The sequence below is a fragment of the Hydrogenoanaerobacterium saccharovorans genome, from assembly GCF_016901815.1.
Classification (GTDB): domain Bacteria; phylum Bacillota; class Clostridia; order Oscillospirales; family Ruminococcaceae; genus Avimicrobium; species Avimicrobium caecorum.
Genome location: NZ_JACSNR010000004.1, coordinates 113,342 through 134,158, shown reverse-complemented (window position 1 = coordinate 134,158; position 20,817 = coordinate 113,342). Strand labels below are relative to the sequence as shown.

Genomic DNA, 20,817 nt, shown 5'->3' with positions numbered 1-20,817 from the left:
CAAGAAAAAACGGACAGCAGCCGCTGTCCGTTTTTTTGATGTGTTGATTCGGGATCAGTCAAACAGGGGAACAGTCTCCGGAGGAACCGGGCAGATGTACTTGCCGCCGGTGGTCTTGACATATTCCTCATGAGCCTTCTTGAGCAGCTCAGGATCTTCCATGGTGCGGATCACAGCCAGGGCCAGAGCCTTGGAAGCGGCGATCATACCCTTGTGACCGATGCTGCAGCCATCCTGGGCAGCAACCTGCCAGGTGTGACCGGGAGTACCGTTGGCCCAGCAGCAGGTACCCAGCTGAGCAGTGGGAGTGCAGTAGCTCACATCGCCTACATCGGTGGAGCCGGGCATTGCATAGTCAATGTGCTTGTAGGGGGCAATGTACTCGGTCAGCGGGCTCTTGCGCACTTCCTCGTAGACCTCATCCGGGGCAACGCCCTTGATGTTGGCCAGGGAGGATTCGATCTCGGCGTCGCTGTAATCGTCCCAGAACTTCCGGGCCAGATCGTAGTCAGCCTGGTCGAATTCAGGAGCGCCAGTCTCCATCAGGCAGTCGCAGAGCAGCTGGGAGAGGACATCGTTGGGCTGATAGTCGCACAGGCCAGCGGCAGTCTGGATCTCCAGCTCGGTGCCGGTCATGAGGGCAGCGCCGCGGGCAACATCGTTGACCCGCTCGATGAGCTCCAGTACCTGGGTGATCTTGGGCGCGCGGATAAAGTAGTTGACGCAGGCGTGATCCTGTACTACATTGGGAGCGGAACCGCCCACATCCCGGTAGGCATAGTGCAGACGGGCTTCGGGAATGATATGTTCTCTGAGGTAGTTGCAGCCAACGCTCATGAGTTCACAGGCATCCAGGGCGCTGCGTCCCAGATGGGGAGAGGCAGCGGCATGGCTGGTACGGCCCTTGAACTTGTAGTAGATGCTGTTGTTTGCCAGCGAGCTGACGCCCCAGACGCTGTTGAGGTTGCTGGGATGCCAGGTGAAGGCGGCATCAATGCCATCGAAGGCACCGGCACGGGCCATGAACATCTTGCCGCAGCCGAACTCCTCACCGGGGCAGCCGAAGTAGTGAACCGAACCCTTGATGCCATTCTGTTCCATGTAGTCCTTGACAGCCACAGCGGCAGCCAGAGAACCGGCGCCCAGCAGGTTATGACCGCAGCCATGACCATTACCGCCCTCACAGATGGGAGTATGGACATCGTTGCCGGCCTCCTGGCTCAGGCTGGGCAGAGCATCGAACTCGCCGAGCAGAGCGATTGCCGGATGACCTTCGCCCCAGACACCGACAAAAGCGGTGGGAATGCCAGCCAGGCCAGTGGTGACCTTGAAGCCTTCGCTTTCCAGGGCAGCAATCAGGGCAGCAGCGGATTTCTCTTCCTTAAAGCCCAGTTCGGGTGTGCTCCAGACCTGGTTTGCCACATTGACAAACTTATCGGCCTTTTCGTCCACCAGGGCTTTGATCTTCTGAACATCAGCCATTACAGATACCTCCGTTAATCTTCGATATACAGCTGAATCCGTGCCAGAGTGACACGGACCCAACATTGCTTTTTCATAGTTTACCAGCTTTCCCTGGCAAAGTCAAGAAATACGGGTATATTTTGCAGGAATTACTGTGTATTCATTCATTTTATAGCCTTAGAGGGCCGGCTGAACATCGTCGGTTACCGGGCAGACATACTTGCCGCCGGTGGCCTTTTTCCACTCTTCCTTGGCCTTTTCGAGCAGCTCCGGATTCTGCATGGCCTTGATGGAAGCCAGGGCCAGTACCTCAGCGGCCTTGACAGTGCCGGTGCGTCCGATGTCGCTGCCCGACTGAGCAGTCACCTGCCAGGTATGACCGGTGGTGCAGAGTGCCCAGGTGGATACATTCATCTGAGCGGTGGGAGCGCAGTAGCTCACATCGCCCACATCGGTGCTGCCGCTGGAAATCATATCGCTGGCATGATAGGGGAAGATGTCCTCCACCAGGATCTGATCCTTGTACTTCTCAGCCACTTCCGGACCGAAGTGAGCAGCCAGGGTACGGGCCTTGTCTGCCACGGCGGCGGGATCGAAGGTCTTGGCAAATTCCGCAGCCAGAGCCTTTTCCTCCTCCGAGAACTTGGGACCGCCAGCCTCACAGAAGGACTCATAGAGCAGCTTGGAGAGAGTGTCGTTGGGGACATAATCGCACAGGCCGTCGTTGAGGACGATCTCGAGCTGGGTGCCGGTCATCAGAGCAGCGCCCCGGGCTACATCCTTGACCCGCTCATAGAGGTCCAGCACCTGATACAGCCGGGGAGACCGTACATAGTAGAAAACGCAGGCATGATCCTGTACCACATTGGGAGCCGAGCCGCCCACATCGGTATAGGCATAGTGGATGCGCTCATCGGGCAGGATATGCTCCCGGAGATAGTTGCAGCCCACATTCATCAGTTCGCAGGCATCCAGGGCGCTGCGTCCCAGATGGGGGGAACCGGCAGCGTGGCTGGTGCGTCCCTTGAACTTGAAGTAAGCGCAGAGGTTAGCCAGGGAGTGGTCGGCAGTGATGGCGTTGTAAGCGCCGCCGTGCCAGGTAAAGGCAGCATCCAGGTCGTCAAAGAGTCCTGCCCGGGCCATGAACATCTTGCCGGAGCCGAACTCCTCACCGGGGCAGCCATAGTAGCGGATGGTACCCTTGAGGCCATGGGCCTGCATATAATCCTTGACTGCCACAGCGGCACCCAGCGCACCGGCGCCCAGCAGGTTGTGACCGCAGCCATGACCGTTCTCGCTTACGATCTCAGAGCTCTCCACCGGATCGCCGGCAGCATGCTTGAGGGCAGGCAGGGCATCATATTCGCCCAGCAGACCGATGATGGGCTTGCCTTCGCCCCAGCTGGCTACAAAGGCAGTGGGGATTCCGGCAACGCCTTCCTCCACCGCAAAGCCCTCGGCCTTGAGAACATCGGTCAGAGCCTTGGCAGACTGGAATTCCTTGAAGCCGATTTCAGCATATTCCCAGACCAGGTCGCCGGCATGCAGGAAAGCTTCCTTCTTAGCGTCCACAAGTTTTTTGATCTCGTTTACCATTTCCATCTCGATCCCTCCGCAGTAAATTTATACATAAATGATGAATATTCTTTCTGTATCATATCACCTGAATGACCGGTTGTCAATTCTTTTTTGAGGCTTTTTTCCAAAAAAATATCCTGCGTTTCCCCGAAGAGAAAAACTGCCATGATCCGTGGATTGATCGGAAAGGAGGCGATTGGCGGGGAGCAGGGGCGATGCCGGAATGGACGGGAAAATATCGATTCTGCAAGACAGTGAATATTCACTGTATGTGAGAGCGGTGCCGGGACTGCGAAAAAAGCCAGGCCAGGAGCCATTCCCGGCTCGCCAAAACAGGGGAAATATGGTATAATAGCCGCAAGACGGCTGTTAGGCTTGCTCTTATGACCGGGTGATCGGCGGGCGGTTTTCTGCCCGAATGGCTTCCCCCGGTGGGCAGCGGTTCTTCCCGGCTTGCGCCCGCAGAGTCTGTCTCTGATAGCGGGTGTACGCATCGGGAAGTAAAACGCATTATTAAAAAGAAAGAACCCCGCACAAGGGGAGATCTATAAACGAAAAGGCGGTACTTTATGGGAACACTAACGATCTGTTGTCCCTGTCTGTTTGGCCTGGAGAGTGTCCTCTCCGGGGAGATCAAGCGGATGGGCGGTCAGAATATTCAGACCACCGATGGCAAGGTCACCTTTGAGGGTGATTTCTCCATGGTGATCCGGGCGAACATCTATCTGCGCACCGCAGAGCGGGTGCTCATTGTTCTGGGCAGTTTTCCGGCCCGGACCTTCACCGAGCTGTTTGACGGCACAGTGAAGCTGCCCTTCGAGGATTTCATCGGCAGCATGGACGCCTTCCCTGTCAAGGGTTGGTCGCTCAATTCCCAGCTGCACAGCGTTCCGGACTGCCAGTCCATTGTAAAGAAGGCGGCAGTCAAGCGGCTGGGGGAGATGTACCGCAAATCCTGGTTTGAGGAGAGCGGTCCGGCCCGGCAGATCCAGTTCTCCATTCTGAAGGATCAGGCGACCATCATGCTGGACACATCCGGCGCGCCGCTGCACAAGCGCGGGTACCGGCAGGTATCCACACTGGCGCCCATCAAGGAGACTCTGGCAGCCGGCATCATTGACCTGGCCCATGTGCGCCGGGATACGGTTGTGATGGACCCGTTCTGCGGTTCGGGTACCTTCCTGATCGAGTCTGCCATGCATGCCATGAAGATTGCCCCGGGTATGCGCCGGCACTTTGCAGCTGAGCGCTGGGGGATCGTGCCGGAGGAGCGCTGGACTGAGATCCGCAAGGAAGCCCATGCCGGGATCTACCGGGATTCCAAGTTCCGGGGCTATGGCAGTGACCTGGATGCCGAGGCGGCGGCTCTTTCGCTGGAGAACGCCAAAAAGGCAGGAGTGGACAGCCGGCTGCGGATTCGCCAGGCCGATATAGCGGACTTCACCCTGCCGGACTTCCCGGCGGCAGTGATCTGCAATCCGCCGTATGGCGAGCGTCTGCTGGAGATCAAGCAGGCAGAGGAGCTCTACCGGACCATGGGTCGGGTATTCAAGCCCCGGGAGGGCATGAGCTACTACATTATCAGTCCCCATGAGGAATTTGAGAAGCTGTTCGGGCGTCCGGCAGACAAACGCCGCAAGCTTTATAACGGCATGATCAAGTGCCAGCTGTTCATGTATTTCAAATAGGAATAATCCCCAAAAGTGAGAATCCCATCTGTGGCAGTATGCTGTAGATGGGATTCTTTTATTGTTTTGTGTATTTAGTCGTATTTGTGGATTATACAAGAAATCAGGCTATCTTTTAATATATTTGCTAAAATTTATTTATTTTGTTAAAAAATATTGATAATTACTTCAAATAATGTTATAACCAAAATAAAGGTGTTTTTACCGGACAGACAGATTTGCATAGATATTCTGTCGCCGGAAAGAAACAAGGAGTACGGAAAAATCGAATAAGACTAAGGAGTTGATGACTTGTGACATTCATGTCGATCATGAACAGTTTTCCGCTTTACATACTGGTAATTGCGGGATTGTTATTTGTATTTGCGCTTTGTCTGGTTACTCTCAAACAGGCCCGGCAGCGTGCATTAGAACTCGGGCTTTCCAAAGAGGAGATCATGGGTGTCATCAAGTCTTCGGCTCTGTTCAGTATTGTACCGTCCCTCTCGGTTGTAGTGGGTCTGTTCTCGCTCCAGGCTGTTCTGGGCGTGCCGTGGTCCTGGTACCGTCTGTCGGTAATCGGATCGGTGAGCTATGAGCTGATCGCGGCGGATATGGCAGCCATCGGCGCCGGATATGACTCCCTCGCTGCCCTGGTAGAGGTCAACGATCCCAATGTAGCCGGTGCGGTTATGCTCGCCATGAGCCTCGGTATCATCGGCGGCGTTGTGGGCTGTCTGCTCCTGGGCAAGAGCATCCAGACCGGTATGGCTTCCTATCGTGCCAAGAGCGGTGCCTGGGGCGCACTGGTTATGAGCTGCTTCGTTATGGCTCTGATGGCAGTGTTTGTTCCCGCCCGAAGCATCTTTACCGGCACTATCGCCACCCTGACCCTGATCACCAGCGCCCTGATCACAATGGCACACCGCTGGATCATCAAGAAGTACAAGGTCAAGTGGCTTTCCAACTTCGTGATGGCAGATGCGCTGATCCTGGGTATGGTCAGTGCCGTGTTCTGGAACTATCTGATTGGATGAGGGGAGGAAGCAATCCATGACAAACGATAAAAACAGCTATTTCAACCGAGCCCACCGTCTGGGCCGGATCGGTACCATCATTGCGATCCTGTTCATGATCGGCATACCCGTAGTTGTATGCTTCATCTATGATGTAATGCCCACCTTCAGCGAAGTGTTCACCACCGCCATTGGTCTGCTGGCTGTCTATGTGCCCACAGCCCTTTCGGAGGTAATCAGCTACACTCCTATGCTGGGCACAGCCTGCTATATCACCTTCATCACCGGCAACGTGGGCAATATGAAGATCCCCTGCGCCCTCAACGCCATGGAAATGACCGACTCTCCGCTGGGCACTGAGCGGGGCGATACCGTTTCCGCCATTGCCGTCAGCGTTTCGTCCATGGTGACCATGATCGTTATCGCCATCGGCGTTGTGCTGCTGGTTCCGCTGCAGCCCATCCTGGAAAACCCCACCGTTCAGGTTGCCACCAGCTATATGCTGCCGGCTCTGTTCGGAAGCATGGTAGTCACCAATGTTGCCAACAGCAAGTCGGGTGAGTACCGCATCAAGAACCGTATCCTGACCATGCTGGCTCCCATGGCCTGCATCATCGCCTTTGACTATCTGGTAATGCCGATCAAGGGTAAGGAAGGCTATACCATGATCGTGACCATCCCGCTGACCATCCTGCTGGCTTACATCATGTACAAGCTGGGTATTGTCAAAGTGGAAAAAGAGGACTGAGATGGAATTTGACGGCATCAAGCCGTAAAGAGCAGAATATAGATCGAACAGAGATCAATAAGGAGGAACGACAATGGATATGGAAAACAAGGTCCGTCAGATCCGGGAACTGGTTGAGGCGAAGCGTGAAAAGTTCGCCAGAGTCAGCGATGAAGTATGGGCCGTGCCGGAGCTGTACTTCCACGAAACCAAATCCGCTGCCATTCTCATCAAGGCTCTGAAGGAAGAGGGCTTTGAGGTACAGGAAGGCGTGGATGGCATTCCCACAGCGTTTATCGGAACCTGGGGCAGCGGCAAGCCGGTCATCGGTATCCTGGGTGAGTTTGATGCCCTTCCCAGCCTGAGCCAGGAAGCCGGCTGCTGGGAGCACAAGGAAATCGTCAAGGGCGGTCCCGGTCACGGCTGCGGACACAACGCTCTGGGCGCTGGCGCTATGGCAGCCGCTGTTGCCGCCAAGGACTACATGGAAAAGAACGGCCTGAGCGGTACCATCCGGTACTATGGCTGTCCGGCAGAGGAAGCCGGCTGGGGTAAGATGTTCCTGGCCCGTGACGGCTACTTCGACGATCTGGATGCCTGCTATACCTGGCACCCGGGTGTAGGCAATATGGTACAGGGCACCAGCAGCCTGGCAAATATGTGTGCTTTCTTCACCTTCAAGGGACGCACCAGCCATGCGGCAGCATCGCCGCATCTGGGACGCAGCGCCCTGGATGCCTGCGAACTGATGAATGTGGGCGTCAACTACCTGCGTGAGCATGTGATCCCCGAGGCCCGCATCCATTATGCCTATCAGGATGTCGGCGGCGCGGCTCCCAACGTGGTACAGGATCACGCCCAGCTCAAGTACTTTATCCGTGCGCCCAAGATCACCCAGGTCAAGGAGATCGGTGAGCGGGTCAAGGATATTGCCCGCGGCGCAGCCCTGATGACCGGTACCGAAGTGGACATCTATTTCAGCGCCGGCATGTGCGACTATGTGCCCAATGATGTGCTCAGTGAGATCCTCTCCGAAGCCCTGGTAGCAGTGGGCGGACCGAAGTTTGACGATGCGGACCGGGAACTGGCAAAGAAGTTCTTTGACCTCTACACTCCCAGCGAGATCGAAGCAGCCCTCAAGCGGCTCTCCTATAACTATGAGAACTGGGAGGACTACCGCACCATTCCGCTGGTTGAGGAAGTTGGCCCCTATAAGAAGACCTCGGCCTATGGATTCGGCTCCACTGACGTGGGTGACGCCAGCTATGCGGCTCCCACAGCTCAGATGAATGTCGCCACCTATGCCAACGGTACACCGGGTCACTCCTGGAATGTAACAGCACAGGTGAACTCCTCCATTACCCATAAGGCACTGGTAACGGTTGCCGAGGCCCTGTCGCTGGCCTGCATCCTGACCATTGAGCGTCCCGAGGCCGTCAAGGCAGCCCGGGAAGAGTACATCAAGAGCACCGGTGGCAAGTATATCTGCCCGGTTGGTATGGATGCCAAGCCCGAACTGGAACATGTATAATCCCATTTTCCTGATACTCCGATGATGAAAAAACAGCCCGAAGCTGCATGTGAGCTTCGGGCTGTTTGCGTATTGCGGATGGATTGTGGGGAAGGGGATCAGATGACGTGGATCTTCTTCCAGCTGCCGCGCCAGTAGCGCCACAGGAAGCAGACCGCACGGACGATCCAGTCGCAGAACATGGCGAGCCAGACGCCCAGCAGGCCGAGTCCGAGGCCCCAGGAGCAGGCAAACACATAGCTGAGTGCCACACGGCAGACAAACATGGTAGTCAGGGAAACCACCATGGTAAAGACAGCGTCACCGGCAGCACGCAGGGAGTTGGGCAGGGTAAAGGCCATGGGCCAGAACAGCATGTTGGCGATGGCGCAGAGCTTGAGCACCTGGGAGGCCATTGCCATGGCTTCAGGGCTGAGGTTAAAGAGCGTTACCAGGAAGTCGGCGGAGAAGAAGAGCGCGCTGCCCATGATGAGCATGCTCAGGTAGCTGCAGCCCACCAGCAGCTTGGTATAGTGGACTGCCTGACGGGTATCGCCGGCGCCGATGCAGCGTCCGATGACGGTGATAATGGCCAGACCCATGGCGGAGCCGGGTACGTTGATAACGCCGCTGATGCTGTTGGCAATGGCATTGGCAGCCACAGCCGAGGTGCCGAAGGTGGTGATGAGGTTGAGCACCATGAGCTTACCGGCCTGGAACATACCGTTTTCCATACCGGTGGGGATACCGATGAACAGAATCCGGCGGATCATGCTGCCATTGAATTCGAAGTGGAAGATGTCGTCCACCTGAACGGTGAGGCCGGGGTGCCGGAGCATCACCATGATGATGACAGCAGCGGCAATACGGGAAACCAGGGTACCGATACCCGCACCGGCAGCGCCCATGCCGAATCCGAAGATGAGGATGGCATTGACGAGGATATTGATGACGTTGATGATAAAGGAGTTGATCATCGAAACCTTGCTGTTGCCCATGGCGCGGAACAGGGCAGCGCCGGCATTATAGATGCCCATGAAGGGGTAGGCTGCGGCGGTGAGCAGGAAGTAGACGAGGGCGCTGTCCATGACAGCGGGCTCTACCTGACCGAAGATAAGGGAGAGAATATGCTGACGGAAGATCAGAGCCAGGATCATCAGCACCGCCGAAATGCCGGTCATGGCATAGAGGAGCTGTTTGGCAGCGGTCTTGGCGCTGTGGGTTTCCTGGCGGCCCAGATACTGTGCTACCACAACGGCGCCGCCGGTGGAGAGAGCCGAGAAGATCTGGATAATCAGGGTATTGATGTTGTCCACCAGGGAAACGCCGGAAACAGTAGCTTCGCCGGCGGTGGTAACCATGACGGTATCAGCCATACCAACGGTCATCAGCAGGAGCTGTTCGATGATCAGCGGTACAATCAGGCGGATCAGGGCATCACGGCTGAACAAGAGATTGGAACGATCCAGAGCCTGGGTCTGTTCGGTCATATAGTTCCCTCCTCGAAAAATGTAGAAAGTATAACCATTTTTATAACAAACTATATTATACTCCTGAAAAAGAAAAACGCAAGTGCAATTTTACCATTGTCAAGCACTTGCGTTTGTATATTATGTATAATCTAAGTAAAATTTTCAGCCAATCCCATTGGCAAAATCAGAGGGAGATCTCCTCACCGGGGCGTACCAGCAGAGCGGACTTTACTGTAAAGGCTTTAGCCTTGTCGTCATCGTAGAGATCGCCTGGCTTCATGTGGATGGGAATGGTGTGTCTGGCTCCGATCAGGTCAGCACATTCCATGGCCTCCTCCAGCCCCATATTGTAGAATCCGTCCGTGGGGAGCAGGGCATAGTCGATTCCCAGCTCCGCCATGGATGCCATATAGTCGGTGCGGGAGGTATCGCCGGAGGCATAGAGCAGCACACCATCTACCCGGATCAGGTATCCCACGCACTCGGAGATGGGGTGGTTCTTGTTGCAGGCGGGAACGGCTGTGACTGTGATGCCGTCCATCTCCACTGTGCGGTACTCACCGTTCACCAGCATATCTCCTGAACGGTGCAGGATGGTGTCCGGCTTCATGGTGAGCAGCTCCAGCTTGTTGTGGTCGTAGTGCTCATGGGTGATGAGGACGATGTCAGCCGGCTTGTCATAACCCTCACCGGCATAGGGGTCCACATAGAGAACCCGTCCATCGTCTGCGGTGATGCGGTAGCTTCCGTGTCCCTGATAGAGCAGTTTTGCCATAGTTTCATTCTCCCTTCATCGGTTTATTGGGGTGTCAAAGGCTTCTGGCCCAGTTTGTCAGTGCTTCCAGATCCTGATCGTTCGGACGGTCCAGGACAGCATCGAAGTTTTTCAGCAGCATTTTTGTCCGGCTGTCTTCGGGATTGGCCTCCAGCATGGCCTCATACCGGCGGCGGATGCCCATTCCCATCTTGCCCGGGCACATGAACCCGCCCAGATACCGGCAGTCCGCAGGCAGGTGTTCTTTTACCCGGCCCAGGATCGCTTCAAAGTAGGCGTCCTCCTTGCCGAATCCCGCTGTGCCGAACAGGGCGATTTCCTTCCCGCCAAGGCCAGACAGGAAGGCTGCCATTTTCTCATCGCAGCTGCCCTTGTCGGTCCAGAATCCCGCCAGAATCCGGTCGGCATCCTGCCAGCCCTCCGCTTCTGCCAGGGGCATGGCGGGCAGGTTCAGCTGAGCGGACAGTTCCTGGGCAAGCCGGGCGGTATTGCCGGTGGCACTGCTGTAAACGATCACAGTTTTCATATCAAATTCCTCCTGTCTGTATTGCGGGTCAGTTGGGGCGGTCCCCGATCTCCGCGAGCATTTTGTCTACTTTCCGGCGGATGGCACGATGGGCCGGGTCGGTGAGTCCCGGATCGGCTTTGAGCAGCTGATCCGCCGCCTTTCGGGCAGCCGAGAGCAGCTCTACATCGTTAGCCAGGTCGGCGATGGCAAACTGGGGCAGACCATGCTGGCGCTGCCCGAAGAAGTCGCCGGGGCCCCGGAGTTTGAGGTCCTGTTCTGCCACTTCAAAGCCGCTGTTGGTGCGGCACATGGTGCGCAGCCGTATCTGGGCGTCCTGGCTTTTGCTGTCTGAGAGCAGAATGCAGGTGGACTGCACCTTGCCGCGTCCCACCCGGCCCCGGAGCTGATGCAGCTGACTCAGGCCGAAGCGCTCGGCGTTCTCGATGAGCATGATAACGGCATTGGGGACATCCACACCCACTTCCACCACCGTTGTGGCGACCAGCAGGTCGATTTCCCCATCCTTGAACTTCCGCATGACTTCGTCCTTTTCGGCGGCTTTCATCTTTCCGTGGAGCAGTCCCACCCGATAGTCCGCAAAGTCATGCTTCTGCAGGTTCTCGGCGTATTCCGAGGCGGGCACCAGCCCCAGATCCACCTCGCCGGGCTCCACCAGCGGACAGATGATATACCCCTGGTATCCATGGTCCAGATGCTGCTTGATGTAGCCATAGGCCCGCTGCCGTTTGGCGCTGTCGATGGCGTAGGTCTTGACCGGCAGACGGCCCACCGGCATGGTGTCGATGACCGAGATGTCCAGGTCGCCATAGATCATCAAAGCCAGCGTCCGGGGGATGGGGGTGGCGGACATGACCAGCGTATGAGGGCTCTGTCCTTTCTGGCCCAGAGCGATGCGCTGCCCCACGCCGAACCGGTGCTGTTCATCGGTGATGACCAGTCCCAGCCGGGAGAATTCGATTCCGGAGGAGATGAGCGCATGGGTGCCCACCACCAGATCCACCTCACCCGCAGCCAGAGCGGCCCGGATGCGTTTTTTCTCCGAGGCCTTGGTGGAACCGGTGAGCAGCTCCACCCGCAGCCCGATGGGGGCGAGGAATTTCTGCATGGTTTCCCAGTGCTGGGCGGCGAGGATCTCGGTGGGCGCCATCAGGGCGGACTGGGTGTGGTTCCGGGCCGCAAATACGCAGGCGCAGGCGGCAACCACCGTCTTGCCCGAGCCCACATCGCCCTGGAGCAGGCGGTTCATAGGGGTGCTGCCGGCGAGATCGCCGCAGATCTCCCGTACCGACCGGAGTTGAGCTTCGGTCAGAGCAAAGGGGAGGGAGTCCAGGAAATCCTCGATCTCCACCGGCTGCATGGCGACCGGAGCCGGGGTGTCCCGGGCGGTGCGCACCGCAGAGAGAGCCAGCGAAAGGGTAAAGAGCTCCTCGAAAATCAGTCGGCGCCGGGCAATGAGCATATCATGCCGGCTGGCGGGGAAATGGATATTTTCAATGGCATATTGCAGGTGACAGAGCTGATTCTGCACCTTGATGTCAGAGGGAATGGTCTCCTCGAGCGTTTCCAGCAGCCCGGAGAGGGCCAGCCGCACTTCGGCAGCCAGGAACCGGGAGTTGATGCCGGCAGTCTGGGGATAGACCGGGATCAGCTGCCGGGCTTCAGCTAGGGTGAAGATCAGCGGGGTGTTCATTTCCCGCCGCAGCAGGGAGCCGGACACCTTGCCATAGAAGACATATTCCTCATCCACCTGCAGCTTGTCCACTGTGAATTTGGAGTTGAAGAAGGTGAGCAGCAATTCAGTGCCGTCCGGGTCCACCGCCCGCACCTTAAAGACCGAAAGGCCTTTGCGGATATGCTGTTCTCCGGATTTGGAGAGCACCATGGCCCGGACCGCGCACGGTATTGTGGGGTCGGCACTGAGGGCGGAAACCGGCTCCGTCAGGTCGATGTAATCCCGGGGATAGTGGTTCAGCAGATCGCCGACCGTGTCGATGCCCAGCTTGTGCAGCAGGGCAGCGCGCTTTTCGCCGATCCCCTTGAGAAACTGGATTTCTGTATCAAAACTGACCGCCAAGGCGGGTCACCCACTTTCTTTTTAGTGCTGGCTCTCCCAGTCTGAGCGCAGGATCGCCAGGAGGCAGTAGTTCCCCAGCCCCTGGTTGTCCCGGTAGCTCTGCCGGAGCACGCCTTCCTTCTGCATGCCGCACTTCTGCATTACGCCGCCGCTGTGGGGGTTCTGCACATTATGGATGGCTGCCACCCGATTGGCGCCCAGCTCGGTGAAAGCAAAGCGGATCACCGCCTCCAGGGCTTCGGAAGTATAGCCCTGGTGCCACCATTTCTGTCCGATGCAGTAGCCCATCTGGATCTCATCGATGTCGTCATTGATCTTTACAATGCTGATGGAGCCGATGGGTTCCCCGACGCTGCGGGGAACAATGGCCCACTGGTACTGCCGGGGATCATCGTAACCGTGAATCCAGTCCGCAAGGACCTGTTCACTGACTGCCAGGCTCTCATGCGGCGGCCAGGTGAGGAACCGGGTGACCTCCGGGTCAGAAGCCCAGTTCCGGTACATGGCAGCGGCGTCGCCAGCGGCAAAGCGGCGCAGGATCAGCCGGGGAGTTTCCAGGGTTATCGTTCCGGTATGGCGCATGGCGAAGGCCTCCTTGTACAGTTCTGCATATTAGTCATTTTAGCACAAAGCCGTAAAAAAGAAAATCCCCACCGCAGGAAGGGCAGGGTGAGACATCCGGATACAATAGAAACGCAATATTCCAGGCAAACAAAAAGACACGGCAATAAGCCGTGTCTTTTCTGGTGATCCATCGGAGATTCGAACTCCGGACACCTTGATTAAAAGTCAAGTGCTCTGCCACCTGAGCTAATGGATCACAACCGCATCAGAATGCTATATAATTATAGCAATGTTTGGTACGGTTGTCAATGCTTTTTCCGATTTAGCAAAGGCAGGTCAGCGGGGGAAGCGATACTCAGCCGGAGGCTCCTCACAGAGCAGCCAGCGGGTGAAGAAGTCCATCTTCCGGCGGATAAAGTACGGGTCAGCCGGGACATTGTGGTTGAGCCGGGGCAGGAGGATAAAATCAAAGTCCTTATCTGCCCGCTGCAGGGCGTCAATCAGGCGCACGGTCTGGGCCATGGGCACATTGTCGTCCAGCATACCGCAGGCCAGCAGGAGCTTCCCTTCCAGGTTGGGAGCCAGGGCGGTGTTGTCACCCTTGAGATAGGTCTCCCGGTTGTAGAGGCCGTAATAGCGCTCGGTCCAGGTGTTTTCATACATCCGCTGGTCGTGGTTGCCGGCGCTGGCTACGCCTACCTTGTAGACACCCGGATATTCCAGCATAGCCCGGGAAGTGGCACAACCGCCGCCGGAGTTGCCCCAGATGCCTGCCCGGTCCAGATCCAGGAAGGGGAAGAGCGTCTTGAGCTGCCCGAGAGTCCCCACATGGTCTGCCAGACCGGCACAGCCATGGATATTCTCATAGCTGACATCGTGAATCTTCCGGCCCCGGCAGGGAGTGCCCAGACCATCGAGGATAATTCCGGCAATGCCCAGCTGAGCATACTCCTGCAGGCCGCCGAAGCTCTCCCGCCCGTTGGCGGTTTTCCAGGTGAAGGCCTTGGGAACATTGGCGATCTGCATGCCGCCGTAGATATAGTCGATGAAGGGGTAGGTCTTGCCCGCTTCCATGCCGGCAGGACGGATCAGGATGCCATACAGGGGAGTTTCTCCGTCGGTGGCAGTGACCTGGAACCGCTCCGGCATGATGTAACCGGCTTCCAGCAGAGCCGAGATGTCCGCCCGGATCACTTCGCAGAGGAAACCGCCGTCCCGGTCACGCAGGACAGTCACCGGAGCCTGATCCACCCGGGACCAGGTATCTGCCAGGCAGTCGGGGAAGATGCGTACCATGTGTTCGCCGTCCTCAGGGGTGAGCAGGCTGAATCCGGTGCCGTCAAAGTTTACACGGCAGAGCCCATGATAGTAGGGGTCGGAGTATTCGGGCAGGTTGTTTGCCATGAAGTAGATCTGCTGCCGCTCCGGGTCCACTGCCACCAGCTGCTGCACAATGATCCCCTCAGGGGTGATAGCGCCTTCACAGCTGCCATCGGCGTTATTGTACCGGTACAGCCGGGCCAGACCATCCCGTTCCGACTGCCAGAAGCTCCACTTCCGGTCCCCGGTGACAAAGTTGGAGAACCGGTAGTTTCCGAATCCATCCAGAGTGCCGCCGGTGCCCACATTGAGGAACTTCTCATGGGATTCTTCCACCAGGGTGCGGACTTCGCCGGTTTCAGCGTCACACAGGCAGAGCCGGGCCTTCTTGTTGCCGCGGCTGAACCAGGTGAAGTACACCGCGCTGCTGTCCTCCAGCCAGCGGGCATAGCTGGACGAAGTATTGCCCAGCAGCAGAGGGAAGCAATAGGGCTCGCAGTCCAGCTGCCGCAGGGTGCCGTTCACTGCGTCGCCCAGCCAGAGGGTGACAATGGGGAGTTCCCGGTCACTGTCCTCGGGGAAGGGGCAGCGATAGCTGTGCAGCCGGGGACGGATGCTCTCCGAGTGCGGGTCATCAAAGGCCTCGATGGCATAGAGCTGCTTCACCGGGCGCATATCAATCTTGAAGGTGAGAAACTTCCGGCTGTCCGGGCTCCAGACTGCCAGCGGATGCTGTACATAGCCGGTGCGCTCCATGGTGATGGAGGCATCATAGTCCACCAGACGACCATAGTCGCAGTCCTCCACGCCGTCCCAGGTCAGGCGCACTTCTTCACCGGAGGCACAGCGGCGGAGCCAGAGGTCATGTCCCCGGAGGAAGAGCGCCGACTCCTCATCCGGAGAGGGTGTTTCCTCGGGCAGCGGAGCAGGCAGACGGATAATGCTGTCATCCGCGAAGCGCCAGACGCAGTCCGCACCCTGATGGCGGAACTTCAGGCTGGTGTCGCAGAATTCGCAGTCGGAGAAGGGGAGGACACTGCCCTCCAGCCCCAGCAGAGAGCAGAGCTTGGCGGCGTCAAAGAGCGGAGCAGTGCTGCCGTCCCGGGCCAGGGATACGAATTCCCTTGCCACAGCGCCATCCGGCAGACGGTATTCCCGGGCAAAGTAGAGAACCCCTGCCGGGGAGCGGCGGATCACCGGTTCACCATTGAGCACCAGGCGTTCCACCTGTCCGGGCAGGAAGCGGCCAGCGTGTTCATAGCGGGTTTTGATATCTTGCATCAGTGAGGACCTCCTGTTCCAGTCAAAGAAATCTCAGTTGAGTTTACTATAACGCAAAACAGTGGGAGTGTCAAATACTTATAGCTTCCACGCCGGAATCCGGGTAAATTATCGGCAGAGTGCACAGATTAAAGCCGTAAATTTTATGAAGTTAAACAGATAAAGCGCAGGAGCAAAATAAAAACACCCCAGGCCCGGAGGCGAGGGGTGTTGGCAGCAAAACGGCTTAGTCAGCTACATAGGGCAGCAGAGCGATGTGACGAGCTCTCTTGATAGCCACGGTCAGTTCTCTCTGATGACGGGCGCAGGTGCCGGTCACACGACGGGGAACGATCTTGGCGCGCTCAGAGAGGTATCTTCTCAGGCGAGCTACATCCTTGTAATCAATGGTTTCAACCTTATCGGCGCAGAAGGCGCAGACTTTTCTTCTTCTTCTGCCGCGATTTCTATCATTTCTCTCCATTGTGGGAAATCCTCCTTCTCATTAGTTTGGTTCAGATACCGAGGTGATGATGTGCCGGTTAGAAGGGCAGATCATCCTCGCCGTCGATCTCCGAGAAATCCCCGAAGCTGCCGCTGGAATAAGAGGCAGGCTCAGCAGGGGCCGCAGGGCGGCTGAAGTTATTGCCCGGATTGGACGGGTACGAGGAACCGGAACCCTGAGCAGAGTTCTTGCTGTCCACGAAGAAGGCGCGGTCAGCGACTACTTCCACAGCAGTTCTCTTGTTTCCGTTTTTGTCCTCGTAGTTGCGGGTCTGGATGGAGCCGTCGATTCCGATCAGACGACCCTTGGAGAAATACTTGCTGACGAATTCCGCCTGCTGTCTCCAGGTGACGATGTTGATGAAATCGGTCTGACGCTCCCCGTTCCTGCCAGAAAAAGCACGGTCACAAGCTATCGAAAAGGAGCAGACAGATACCCCATTGGGAGTCTGCTTCAGTTCCGGGTCCGCGGTGAGGCGGCCGATCAGAATAGCCTTGTTATACATAGTGACACCGCCTTACTTAGCAATAATCATGGAACGCAGTACGCCGTCGGTGATCTTGTAGATACGGTCGAGCTCGGCGGGGAACTCAGGGGCAGAAGTGAATTCTACCAGCATGTAGTAACCCTCGGTCTCATCCTCAATGGCGTAAGCGAGCTTTCTCTTGCCCCACTCATCAACATTGGTGATGGTGCCGTTCTCACTGATGAGAGACTTGAACTTCTCCACATTTGCAGCGATACCCTCTTCACCCAGCTTGGTGTTGAAGATAACGACTGTCTCGTAATTGGCTGTTACCTTTGGCATTTTTGGTGCACCTCCTTTTGGACTTGAGGCCCTGCCGTCTGGCAGAGCAAGGAATGTCAATCATGCACACGAATATTCGTGATTGGCACGATAACAGAAAAATTATATCACACTCAGCAGCTTTGTCAAGCGTCTGAATGGGATTTTTACAGGGTTTCTGCGAGTTTTTTGAGATATTTGCGGAAATCTTCGCCCACTTCGGGATGTTTGAGGCCCACTTCCACAGCAGCCTGCAGGATTCCCAGCTTGTTGCCCATATCATACCGGGTGCCGGTGTAGTCCACACCGATCATGCCGTCCCGGCGGGCCAGGACCAGCATGGCGTCTGTGAGCTGGATCTCACCGCCGGCGCCGGGCTCGGTGTGCTCCAGAATGGAGAAGATCTCCGGCGGCAGAACACAGCGGCCCAGAATGGAGTAGTAGGAGAGGACCTCAGCCTCCGTCTTGGGCTTTTCGATCATGTCGGTGACCAGGAATTCCCGGTTGCCGATGGGATCTGCCTTGAGGGAGGAGTACTTGTGGATCATCTCATGGGGCACTTCCTTGATGCCCACCACGCCCTTGCCGTGCTTTTCATAGGCGGCACAGAGCTCGGCGGTGGCGGAGTTTTCCCCGATGATGACATCATCGCCGTAGAGAACGGCAAAGGGCTCATCGCCCACAAATTCCTTGGCGCACAGGACCGCATGGCCCAGACCCTTGGTCTCCTTCTGGCGGATGAAAGTGATGTTGGCGAGGTCGGGGATCGCGCGGATCTCGTCATAGATGGCCTGCTTGCCGCCTGCCAGCAGACGCTCCTCCAGTTCAGGAGAGCGGTCGAAGTGGTCCTCAATGGCGCCCTTGCCCCGACCGGTAATGATCAGGATCTCAGTGATGCCGGCCTTCACAGCTTCTTCCACGATATACTGGATCACCGGTTTGTCCACGATGGGGAGCATTTCCTTGGGGATGGATTTGGAAGCCGGCAGCACACGGGTGCCCAGGCCGGCGGCGGGAATGACTGCTTTGCGGATCTTCATGGATCTAAGTCCTCCTTATATGATTCAAAGCATGGTAGTTGCCAGGATCTGATAGGTGATGAGGTAGGAGATGCCGAATACCACGGCGGCACTCAGCAGGGCCATGCCGTAACCCATTCTGGGGTTGGTGCGGCCGTTGAACGCCAGCATGGTGAGGTACTGGTCCTGGGACAGGGTCGAGGGAGCAGCACTGCGGAGCTTTTTGATCTCCCGCACCACATGATTATAATAGAGGCGGTCACTGAACGAAGCCACCACGAACATCAGAGCCAGCTGGACGATGTTGATGATGGAGATCAGGGTGCCCAGGTTGCCCAGCAGACCCAGATCGTAATCCACCGGAACCTGCATATAGACATTGAGGAAATACTTGATGGATTCGCTGCTGTACATCAGACGGGGGATAAACAGCATGGCGACCAGCGACATGACAACGATAGCCGGACGGTAGAGCTTGCGGTAGAACAGGAAGCAGTAGTTGAAGAAGAACGCCGACCAGTTGAAGCTGAAGTTGTGCCCCGAATCCCGCATCATCTTGAATACGCTGAGATAGCGGCGATAATTCGGCCCGATGAAGACAGCGATTTCCTGGGCGGTGACACCGTCGAAATCATCATCCTGATAGATCGGCCCCATGGGGGTCATAATAGGCTGGGGCTCTGCCGGACGGGAGTAGTTCTGATACCCGCCGGACTGGAATCCGCCATTCTGATAGCCTCCGTTCTGGAACCCGCCGTTCTGGTAGCTGCCGGCCTGACGCCCGCCGGCTGTGTTTCCGGGCTGCGGACCCTGGTAACTGCCGTCCAGCGGAATACCACAGGTGGCACAGTACTGGGCATCCGGGAGATTTACAGCGCCGCACCGGGGACAGGTGACATTCTCCTTGGGAGCGGCTTCCTGACGGGGGTCCTGCCAGGTGGAGCCATCGGTGTGCTGATCCTGCCGGGCACAGTGACCCAGTTCCAGATAGCAGCTGCGGTGATGGGGAGCGCCGCAGTCCGGGCAAACCACCACATCATCGTCCTCAGTGAATGGTTTGCCGCACTTGGCGCATGGTACATTGACATACTTGTTCATGGTATCCTCCTAAACATCCAGGGTGGGAACGCCCTGAAAGGGCTCAGAATTCTGGGCCTTTTGCACTAATTCAATATTATATAGTAGTTGGAAGAAAAAAGAAAGGCAGAAAATATGAATAAATGGACCCGAATATGAACGGAAACGGCAGAAAAATACCGGAATGACCGGGTCTTACAGATTATTCTTTACAAGTACGCCGCCGGATACTATAATTATAATGTATTATAATCTAAAAACGGAAGAAAGGGAAACGCTGTATATGCTGCAATTTGAAGAACTGCGCCTGGGGCTGCTGGCACAGGAAGGCGAGCTGAAGAACCTGTATGAGGCGATGGACATTGAGAATAAGAAGTCCCGTCTTGAGGAGCTGGAAGCTCAGACTGCCGTAAGCGGATTCTGGAATGACCAGGAGAACTCCCAGAAGGTAGTCCGGGAGATGAGTCATATCAAGAATGTGCTCAAGGGCTATGAAAAGCTGCGCAGTGCTTATGACGATACACTGACACTGATCGAACTTGCCATTGAGATGGACGATGAAAGCGTCTATGAGGAAGCCAAGAAGGGCTATGATTTTGTCATGGCTGATCTGGAGACTCAGAAGCTGTCCACTCTGCTCACCGGCGAGTATGATGAAAACAATGCCATTCTCACCTTCCATGCAGGTGCAGGCGGCACTGAGGCTCAGGACTGGGCTCAGATGCTCTACCGGATGTATACCCGCTGGGCAGAGCGTCATGGCTTCAAGTACAAGATTCTGGACTATCTGGACGGCGATGAAGCCGGCATCAAGAGCGCTTCGATCCTGATCGAGGGCGAAAATGCCTATGGATTCCTGAAGTCGGAGGCCGGTGTGCACCGTCTGGTGCGTATTTCGCCCTTCGATGCGTCGGGCCGCCGCCAGACCTCCTTTGCTTCGCTGGAAGTCATGCCGGAGCTGAGCGATGAAACCGACATCGAGATCAATGAAGCCGACCTGAAGGTGGATACCTATCGTTCGGGCGGTGCCGGCGGTCAGCATGTAAACAAGACCGAATCGGCAGTGCGCATCACCCATATTCCCACCGGTGTGGTAGTAGCGTGCCAGAACGAGCGCAGCCAGTTCCAGAACCGTGAAGTAGCCATGAAGATGCTCAAGGCGAAGCTGGCGGAGATCAAGGAGCGCGAGCACCTGGAGAAGATCGAGGACATCAAGGGCGTACAGAAGGAGATCGGCTGGGGCAACCAGATCCGTTCCTATGTATTCATGCCCTATACTCTGGTCAAGGACCATCGTACCAACTTTGAGATGGGCAATGTGGCTTCGGTCATGGATGGTGACATCGATGGCTTTATCAATGCTTATCTGAAGGCCAAGAGCCTGGGCGAACTGGCATAAATTTGTCAGAAAGATTTATAAAAGTTTAACAAAGTTTGGTATTCTGCCTTGTGTAACCAATCGGCTTATGCTAT

18 protein-coding genes and 1 tRNA gene are annotated in these 20,817 nt (G+C 56.6%); 5 read left to right on the top strand and 14 right to left on the bottom strand.

The window, feature by feature from the left end; translation table 11 throughout:
* Positions 1–54: 54 nt before the first annotated feature.
* The gene (locus tag H9X81_RS05295) at positions 55–1,482 is read right to left on the bottom strand and encodes an amidohydrolase (RefSeq protein WP_191392925.1); all 1,428 of its coding nucleotides are present in this window, start codon (positions 1,480–1,482) and stop codon (positions 55–57) included.
* 159 nt (positions 1,483–1,641) lie between these two features.
* Positions 1,642–3,066: an amidohydrolase gene (locus H9X81_RS05290; RefSeq protein ID WP_204720361.1), complete on the bottom strand. Its 1,425-nt coding sequence runs from the start codon at positions 3,064–3,066 to the stop codon at positions 1,642–1,644.
* Positions 3,067–3,611: 545 nt separating this feature from the next.
* On the opposite strand from H9X81_RS05290, the gene H9X81_RS05285 reads away from it, so the two are divergent.
* The 4 genes from H9X81_RS05285 (at position 3,612) to H9X81_RS05270 (ending at position 7,983) form a co-directional block, all read left to right on the top strand.
* Complete coding sequence (locus H9X81_RS05285) at positions 3,612–4,730, top strand: THUMP domain-containing class I SAM-dependent RNA methyltransferase (protein ID WP_204720359.1); 1,119 nt, start codon at positions 3,612–3,614, stop codon at positions 4,728–4,730.
* Positions 4,731–5,032: 302 nt separating this feature from the next.
* Positions 5,033–5,746, top strand: coding sequence for a DUF5058 family protein (locus H9X81_RS05280; RefSeq protein WP_243424034.1), 714 nt, complete (start codon positions 5,033–5,035; stop codon positions 5,744–5,746).
* 16 nt (positions 5,747–5,762) lie between these two features.
* Positions 5,763–6,473, top strand: coding sequence for a hypothetical protein (locus H9X81_RS05275; RefSeq protein ID WP_177502184.1), 711 nt, complete (start codon positions 5,763–5,765; stop codon positions 6,471–6,473).
* Between the two features lie 73 nt (positions 6,474–6,546).
* Entirely contained in the window at positions 6,547–7,983 is a 1,437-nt protein-coding gene (locus H9X81_RS05270) for an amidohydrolase (RefSeq protein WP_224762471.1), read from the top strand.
* A 98-nt stretch (positions 7,984–8,081) separates the two neighbouring features.
* Here the strand turns inward: H9X81_RS05270 and H9X81_RS05265 are convergent, their stop codons facing one another.
* From H9X81_RS05265 to H9X81_RS05210, 12 genes are all read right to left on the bottom strand, one after another.
* Positions 8,082–9,452, bottom strand: coding sequence for an MATE family efflux transporter (locus H9X81_RS05265; RefSeq protein ID WP_204720357.1), 1,371 nt, complete (start codon positions 9,450–9,452; stop codon positions 8,082–8,084).
* Between the two features lie 166 nt (positions 9,453–9,618).
* Positions 9,619–10,209: an MBL fold metallo-hydrolase gene (locus H9X81_RS05260; RefSeq protein WP_204720355.1), complete on the bottom strand. Its 591-nt coding sequence runs from the start codon at positions 10,207–10,209 to the stop codon at positions 9,619–9,621.
* A gap of 34 nt (positions 10,210–10,243) precedes the next feature.
* The gene (gene bilS / locus H9X81_RS05255) at positions 10,244–10,735 is read right to left on the bottom strand and encodes a flavodoxin family protein BilS (RefSeq protein WP_204720353.1); all 492 of its coding nucleotides are present in this window, start codon (positions 10,733–10,735) and stop codon (positions 10,244–10,246) included.
* A gap of 28 nt (positions 10,736–10,763) precedes the next feature.
* Positions 10,764–12,812 (bottom strand): ATP-dependent DNA helicase RecG, encoded by a 2,049-nt coding sequence (gene recG, locus H9X81_RS05250; RefSeq protein ID WP_204720351.1) that lies wholly within the window; start codon positions 12,810–12,812, stop codon positions 10,764–10,766.
* Between the two features lie 21 nt (positions 12,813–12,833).
* Positions 12,834–13,394: a GNAT family N-acetyltransferase gene (locus tag H9X81_RS05245; protein WP_204720349.1), complete on the bottom strand. Its 561-nt coding sequence runs from the start codon at positions 13,392–13,394 to the stop codon at positions 12,834–12,836.
* A gap of 162 nt (positions 13,395–13,556) precedes the next feature.
* Positions 13,557–13,632 (bottom strand) — tRNA-Lys (locus tag H9X81_RS05240).
* Between the two features lie 80 nt (positions 13,633–13,712).
* Complete coding sequence (locus H9X81_RS05235) at positions 13,713–15,977, bottom strand: S9 family peptidase (protein ID WP_204720347.1); 2,265 nt, start codon at positions 15,975–15,977, stop codon at positions 13,713–13,715.
* A gap of 226 nt (positions 15,978–16,203) precedes the next feature.
* A complete protein-coding gene (gene rpsR, locus H9X81_RS05230; RefSeq protein ID WP_177502808.1) occupies positions 16,204–16,440 on the bottom strand; it encodes a 30S ribosomal protein S18 in 237 nt (78 codons plus the stop codon).
* Positions 16,441–16,498: 58 nt separating this feature from the next.
* On the bottom strand, positions 16,499–16,966 hold the full coding sequence (locus tag H9X81_RS05225; RefSeq protein ID WP_177502807.1) for a single-stranded DNA-binding protein: 468 nt from the start codon (positions 16,964–16,966) through the stop codon (positions 16,499–16,501).
* A 12-nt stretch (positions 16,967–16,978) separates the two neighbouring features.
* Positions 16,979–17,269, bottom strand: coding sequence for a 30S ribosomal protein S6 (gene rpsF, locus H9X81_RS05220; protein ID WP_177502806.1), 291 nt, complete (start codon positions 17,267–17,269; stop codon positions 16,979–16,981).
* 146 nt (positions 17,270–17,415) lie between these two features.
* A complete protein-coding gene (gene galU / locus H9X81_RS05215) occupies positions 17,416–18,288 on the bottom strand; it encodes a UTP--glucose-1-phosphate uridylyltransferase GalU (RefSeq protein ID WP_204720345.1) in 873 nt (290 codons plus the stop codon).
* A gap of 24 nt (positions 18,289–18,312) precedes the next feature.
* The gene (locus H9X81_RS05210) at positions 18,313–19,365 is read right to left on the bottom strand and encodes an RING finger protein (protein WP_177502804.1); all 1,053 of its coding nucleotides are present in this window, start codon (positions 19,363–19,365) and stop codon (positions 18,313–18,315) included.
* Positions 19,366–19,627: 262 nt separating this feature from the next.
* Here H9X81_RS05210 and prfB point away from each other — a divergent pair, with 262 nt between their 5' ends.
* Positions 19,628–20,743 carry a peptide chain release factor 2 gene (gene prfB, locus H9X81_RS05205; protein ID WP_177502803.1) on the top strand — a complete coding sequence of 372 codons (1,116 nt, stop codon included), beginning with the start codon at positions 19,628–19,630 and terminating at the stop codon, positions 20,741–20,743.
* The last annotated feature ends 74 nt before the right edge of the window (positions 20,744–20,817 follow it).

What these genes read in the sequence shown, in the direction of transcription:
- H9X81_RS05295 (WP_191392925.1), bottom strand. Translation starts at nt 1,482, where the DNA reads ATGGCTGATGTTCAGAAGATCAAAGCCCTGGTGGACGAAAAGGCCGAT.
- H9X81_RS05290 (WP_204720361.1), bottom strand. Translation starts at nt 3,066, where the DNA reads ATGGAAATGGTAAACGAGATCAAAAAACTTGTGGACGCTAAGAAGGAA.
- H9X81_RS05285 (WP_204720359.1), top strand. Translation starts at nt 3,612, where the DNA reads ATGGGAACACTAACGATCTGTTGTCCCTGTCTGTTTGGCCTGGAGAGT.
- H9X81_RS05280 (WP_243424034.1), top strand. Translation starts at nt 5,033, where the DNA reads ATGTCGATCATGAACAGTTTTCCGCTTTACATACTGGTAATTGCGGGA.
- H9X81_RS05275 (WP_177502184.1), top strand. Translation starts at nt 5,763, where the DNA reads ATGACAAACGATAAAAACAGCTATTTCAACCGAGCCCACCGTCTGGGC.
- H9X81_RS05270 (WP_224762471.1), top strand. Translation starts at nt 6,547, where the DNA reads ATGGATATGGAAAACAAGGTCCGTCAGATCCGGGAACTGGTTGAGGCG.
- H9X81_RS05265 (WP_204720357.1), bottom strand. Translation starts at nt 9,452, where the DNA reads ATGACCGAACAGACCCAGGCTCTGGATCGTTCCAATCTCTTGTTCAGC.
- H9X81_RS05260 (WP_204720355.1), bottom strand. Translation starts at nt 10,209, where the DNA reads ATGGCAAAACTGCTCTATCAGGGACACGGAAGCTACCGCATCACCGCA.
- bilS (WP_204720353.1), bottom strand. Translation starts at nt 10,735, where the DNA reads ATGAAAACTGTGATCGTTTACAGCAGTGCCACCGGCAATACCGCCCGG.
- H9X81_RS05245 (WP_204720349.1), bottom strand. Translation starts at nt 13,394, where the DNA reads ATGCGCCATACCGGAACGATAACCCTGGAAACTCCCCGGCTGATCCTG.
- H9X81_RS05235 (WP_204720347.1), bottom strand. Translation starts at nt 15,977, where the DNA reads ATGCAAGATATCAAAACCCGCTATGAACACGCTGGCCGCTTCCTGCCC.
- rpsR (WP_177502808.1), bottom strand. Translation starts at nt 16,440, where the DNA reads ATGGAGAGAAATGATAGAAATCGCGGCAGAAGAAGAAGAAAAGTCTGC.
- H9X81_RS05225 (WP_177502807.1), bottom strand. Translation starts at nt 16,966, where the DNA reads ATGTATAACAAGGCTATTCTGATCGGCCGCCTCACCGCGGACCCGGAA.
- rpsF (WP_177502806.1), bottom strand. Translation starts at nt 17,269, where the DNA reads ATGCCAAAGGTAACAGCCAATTACGAGACAGTCGTTATCTTCAACACC.
- galU (WP_204720345.1), bottom strand. Translation starts at nt 18,288, where the DNA reads ATGAAGATCCGCAAAGCAGTCATTCCCGCCGCCGGCCTGGGCACCCGT.
- H9X81_RS05210 (WP_177502804.1), bottom strand. Translation starts at nt 19,365, where the DNA reads ATGAACAAGTATGTCAATGTACCATGCGCCAAGTGCGGCAAACCATTC.
- prfB (WP_177502803.1), top strand. Translation starts at nt 19,628, where the DNA reads ATGCTGCAATTTGAAGAACTGCGCCTGGGGCTGCTGGCACAGGAAGGC.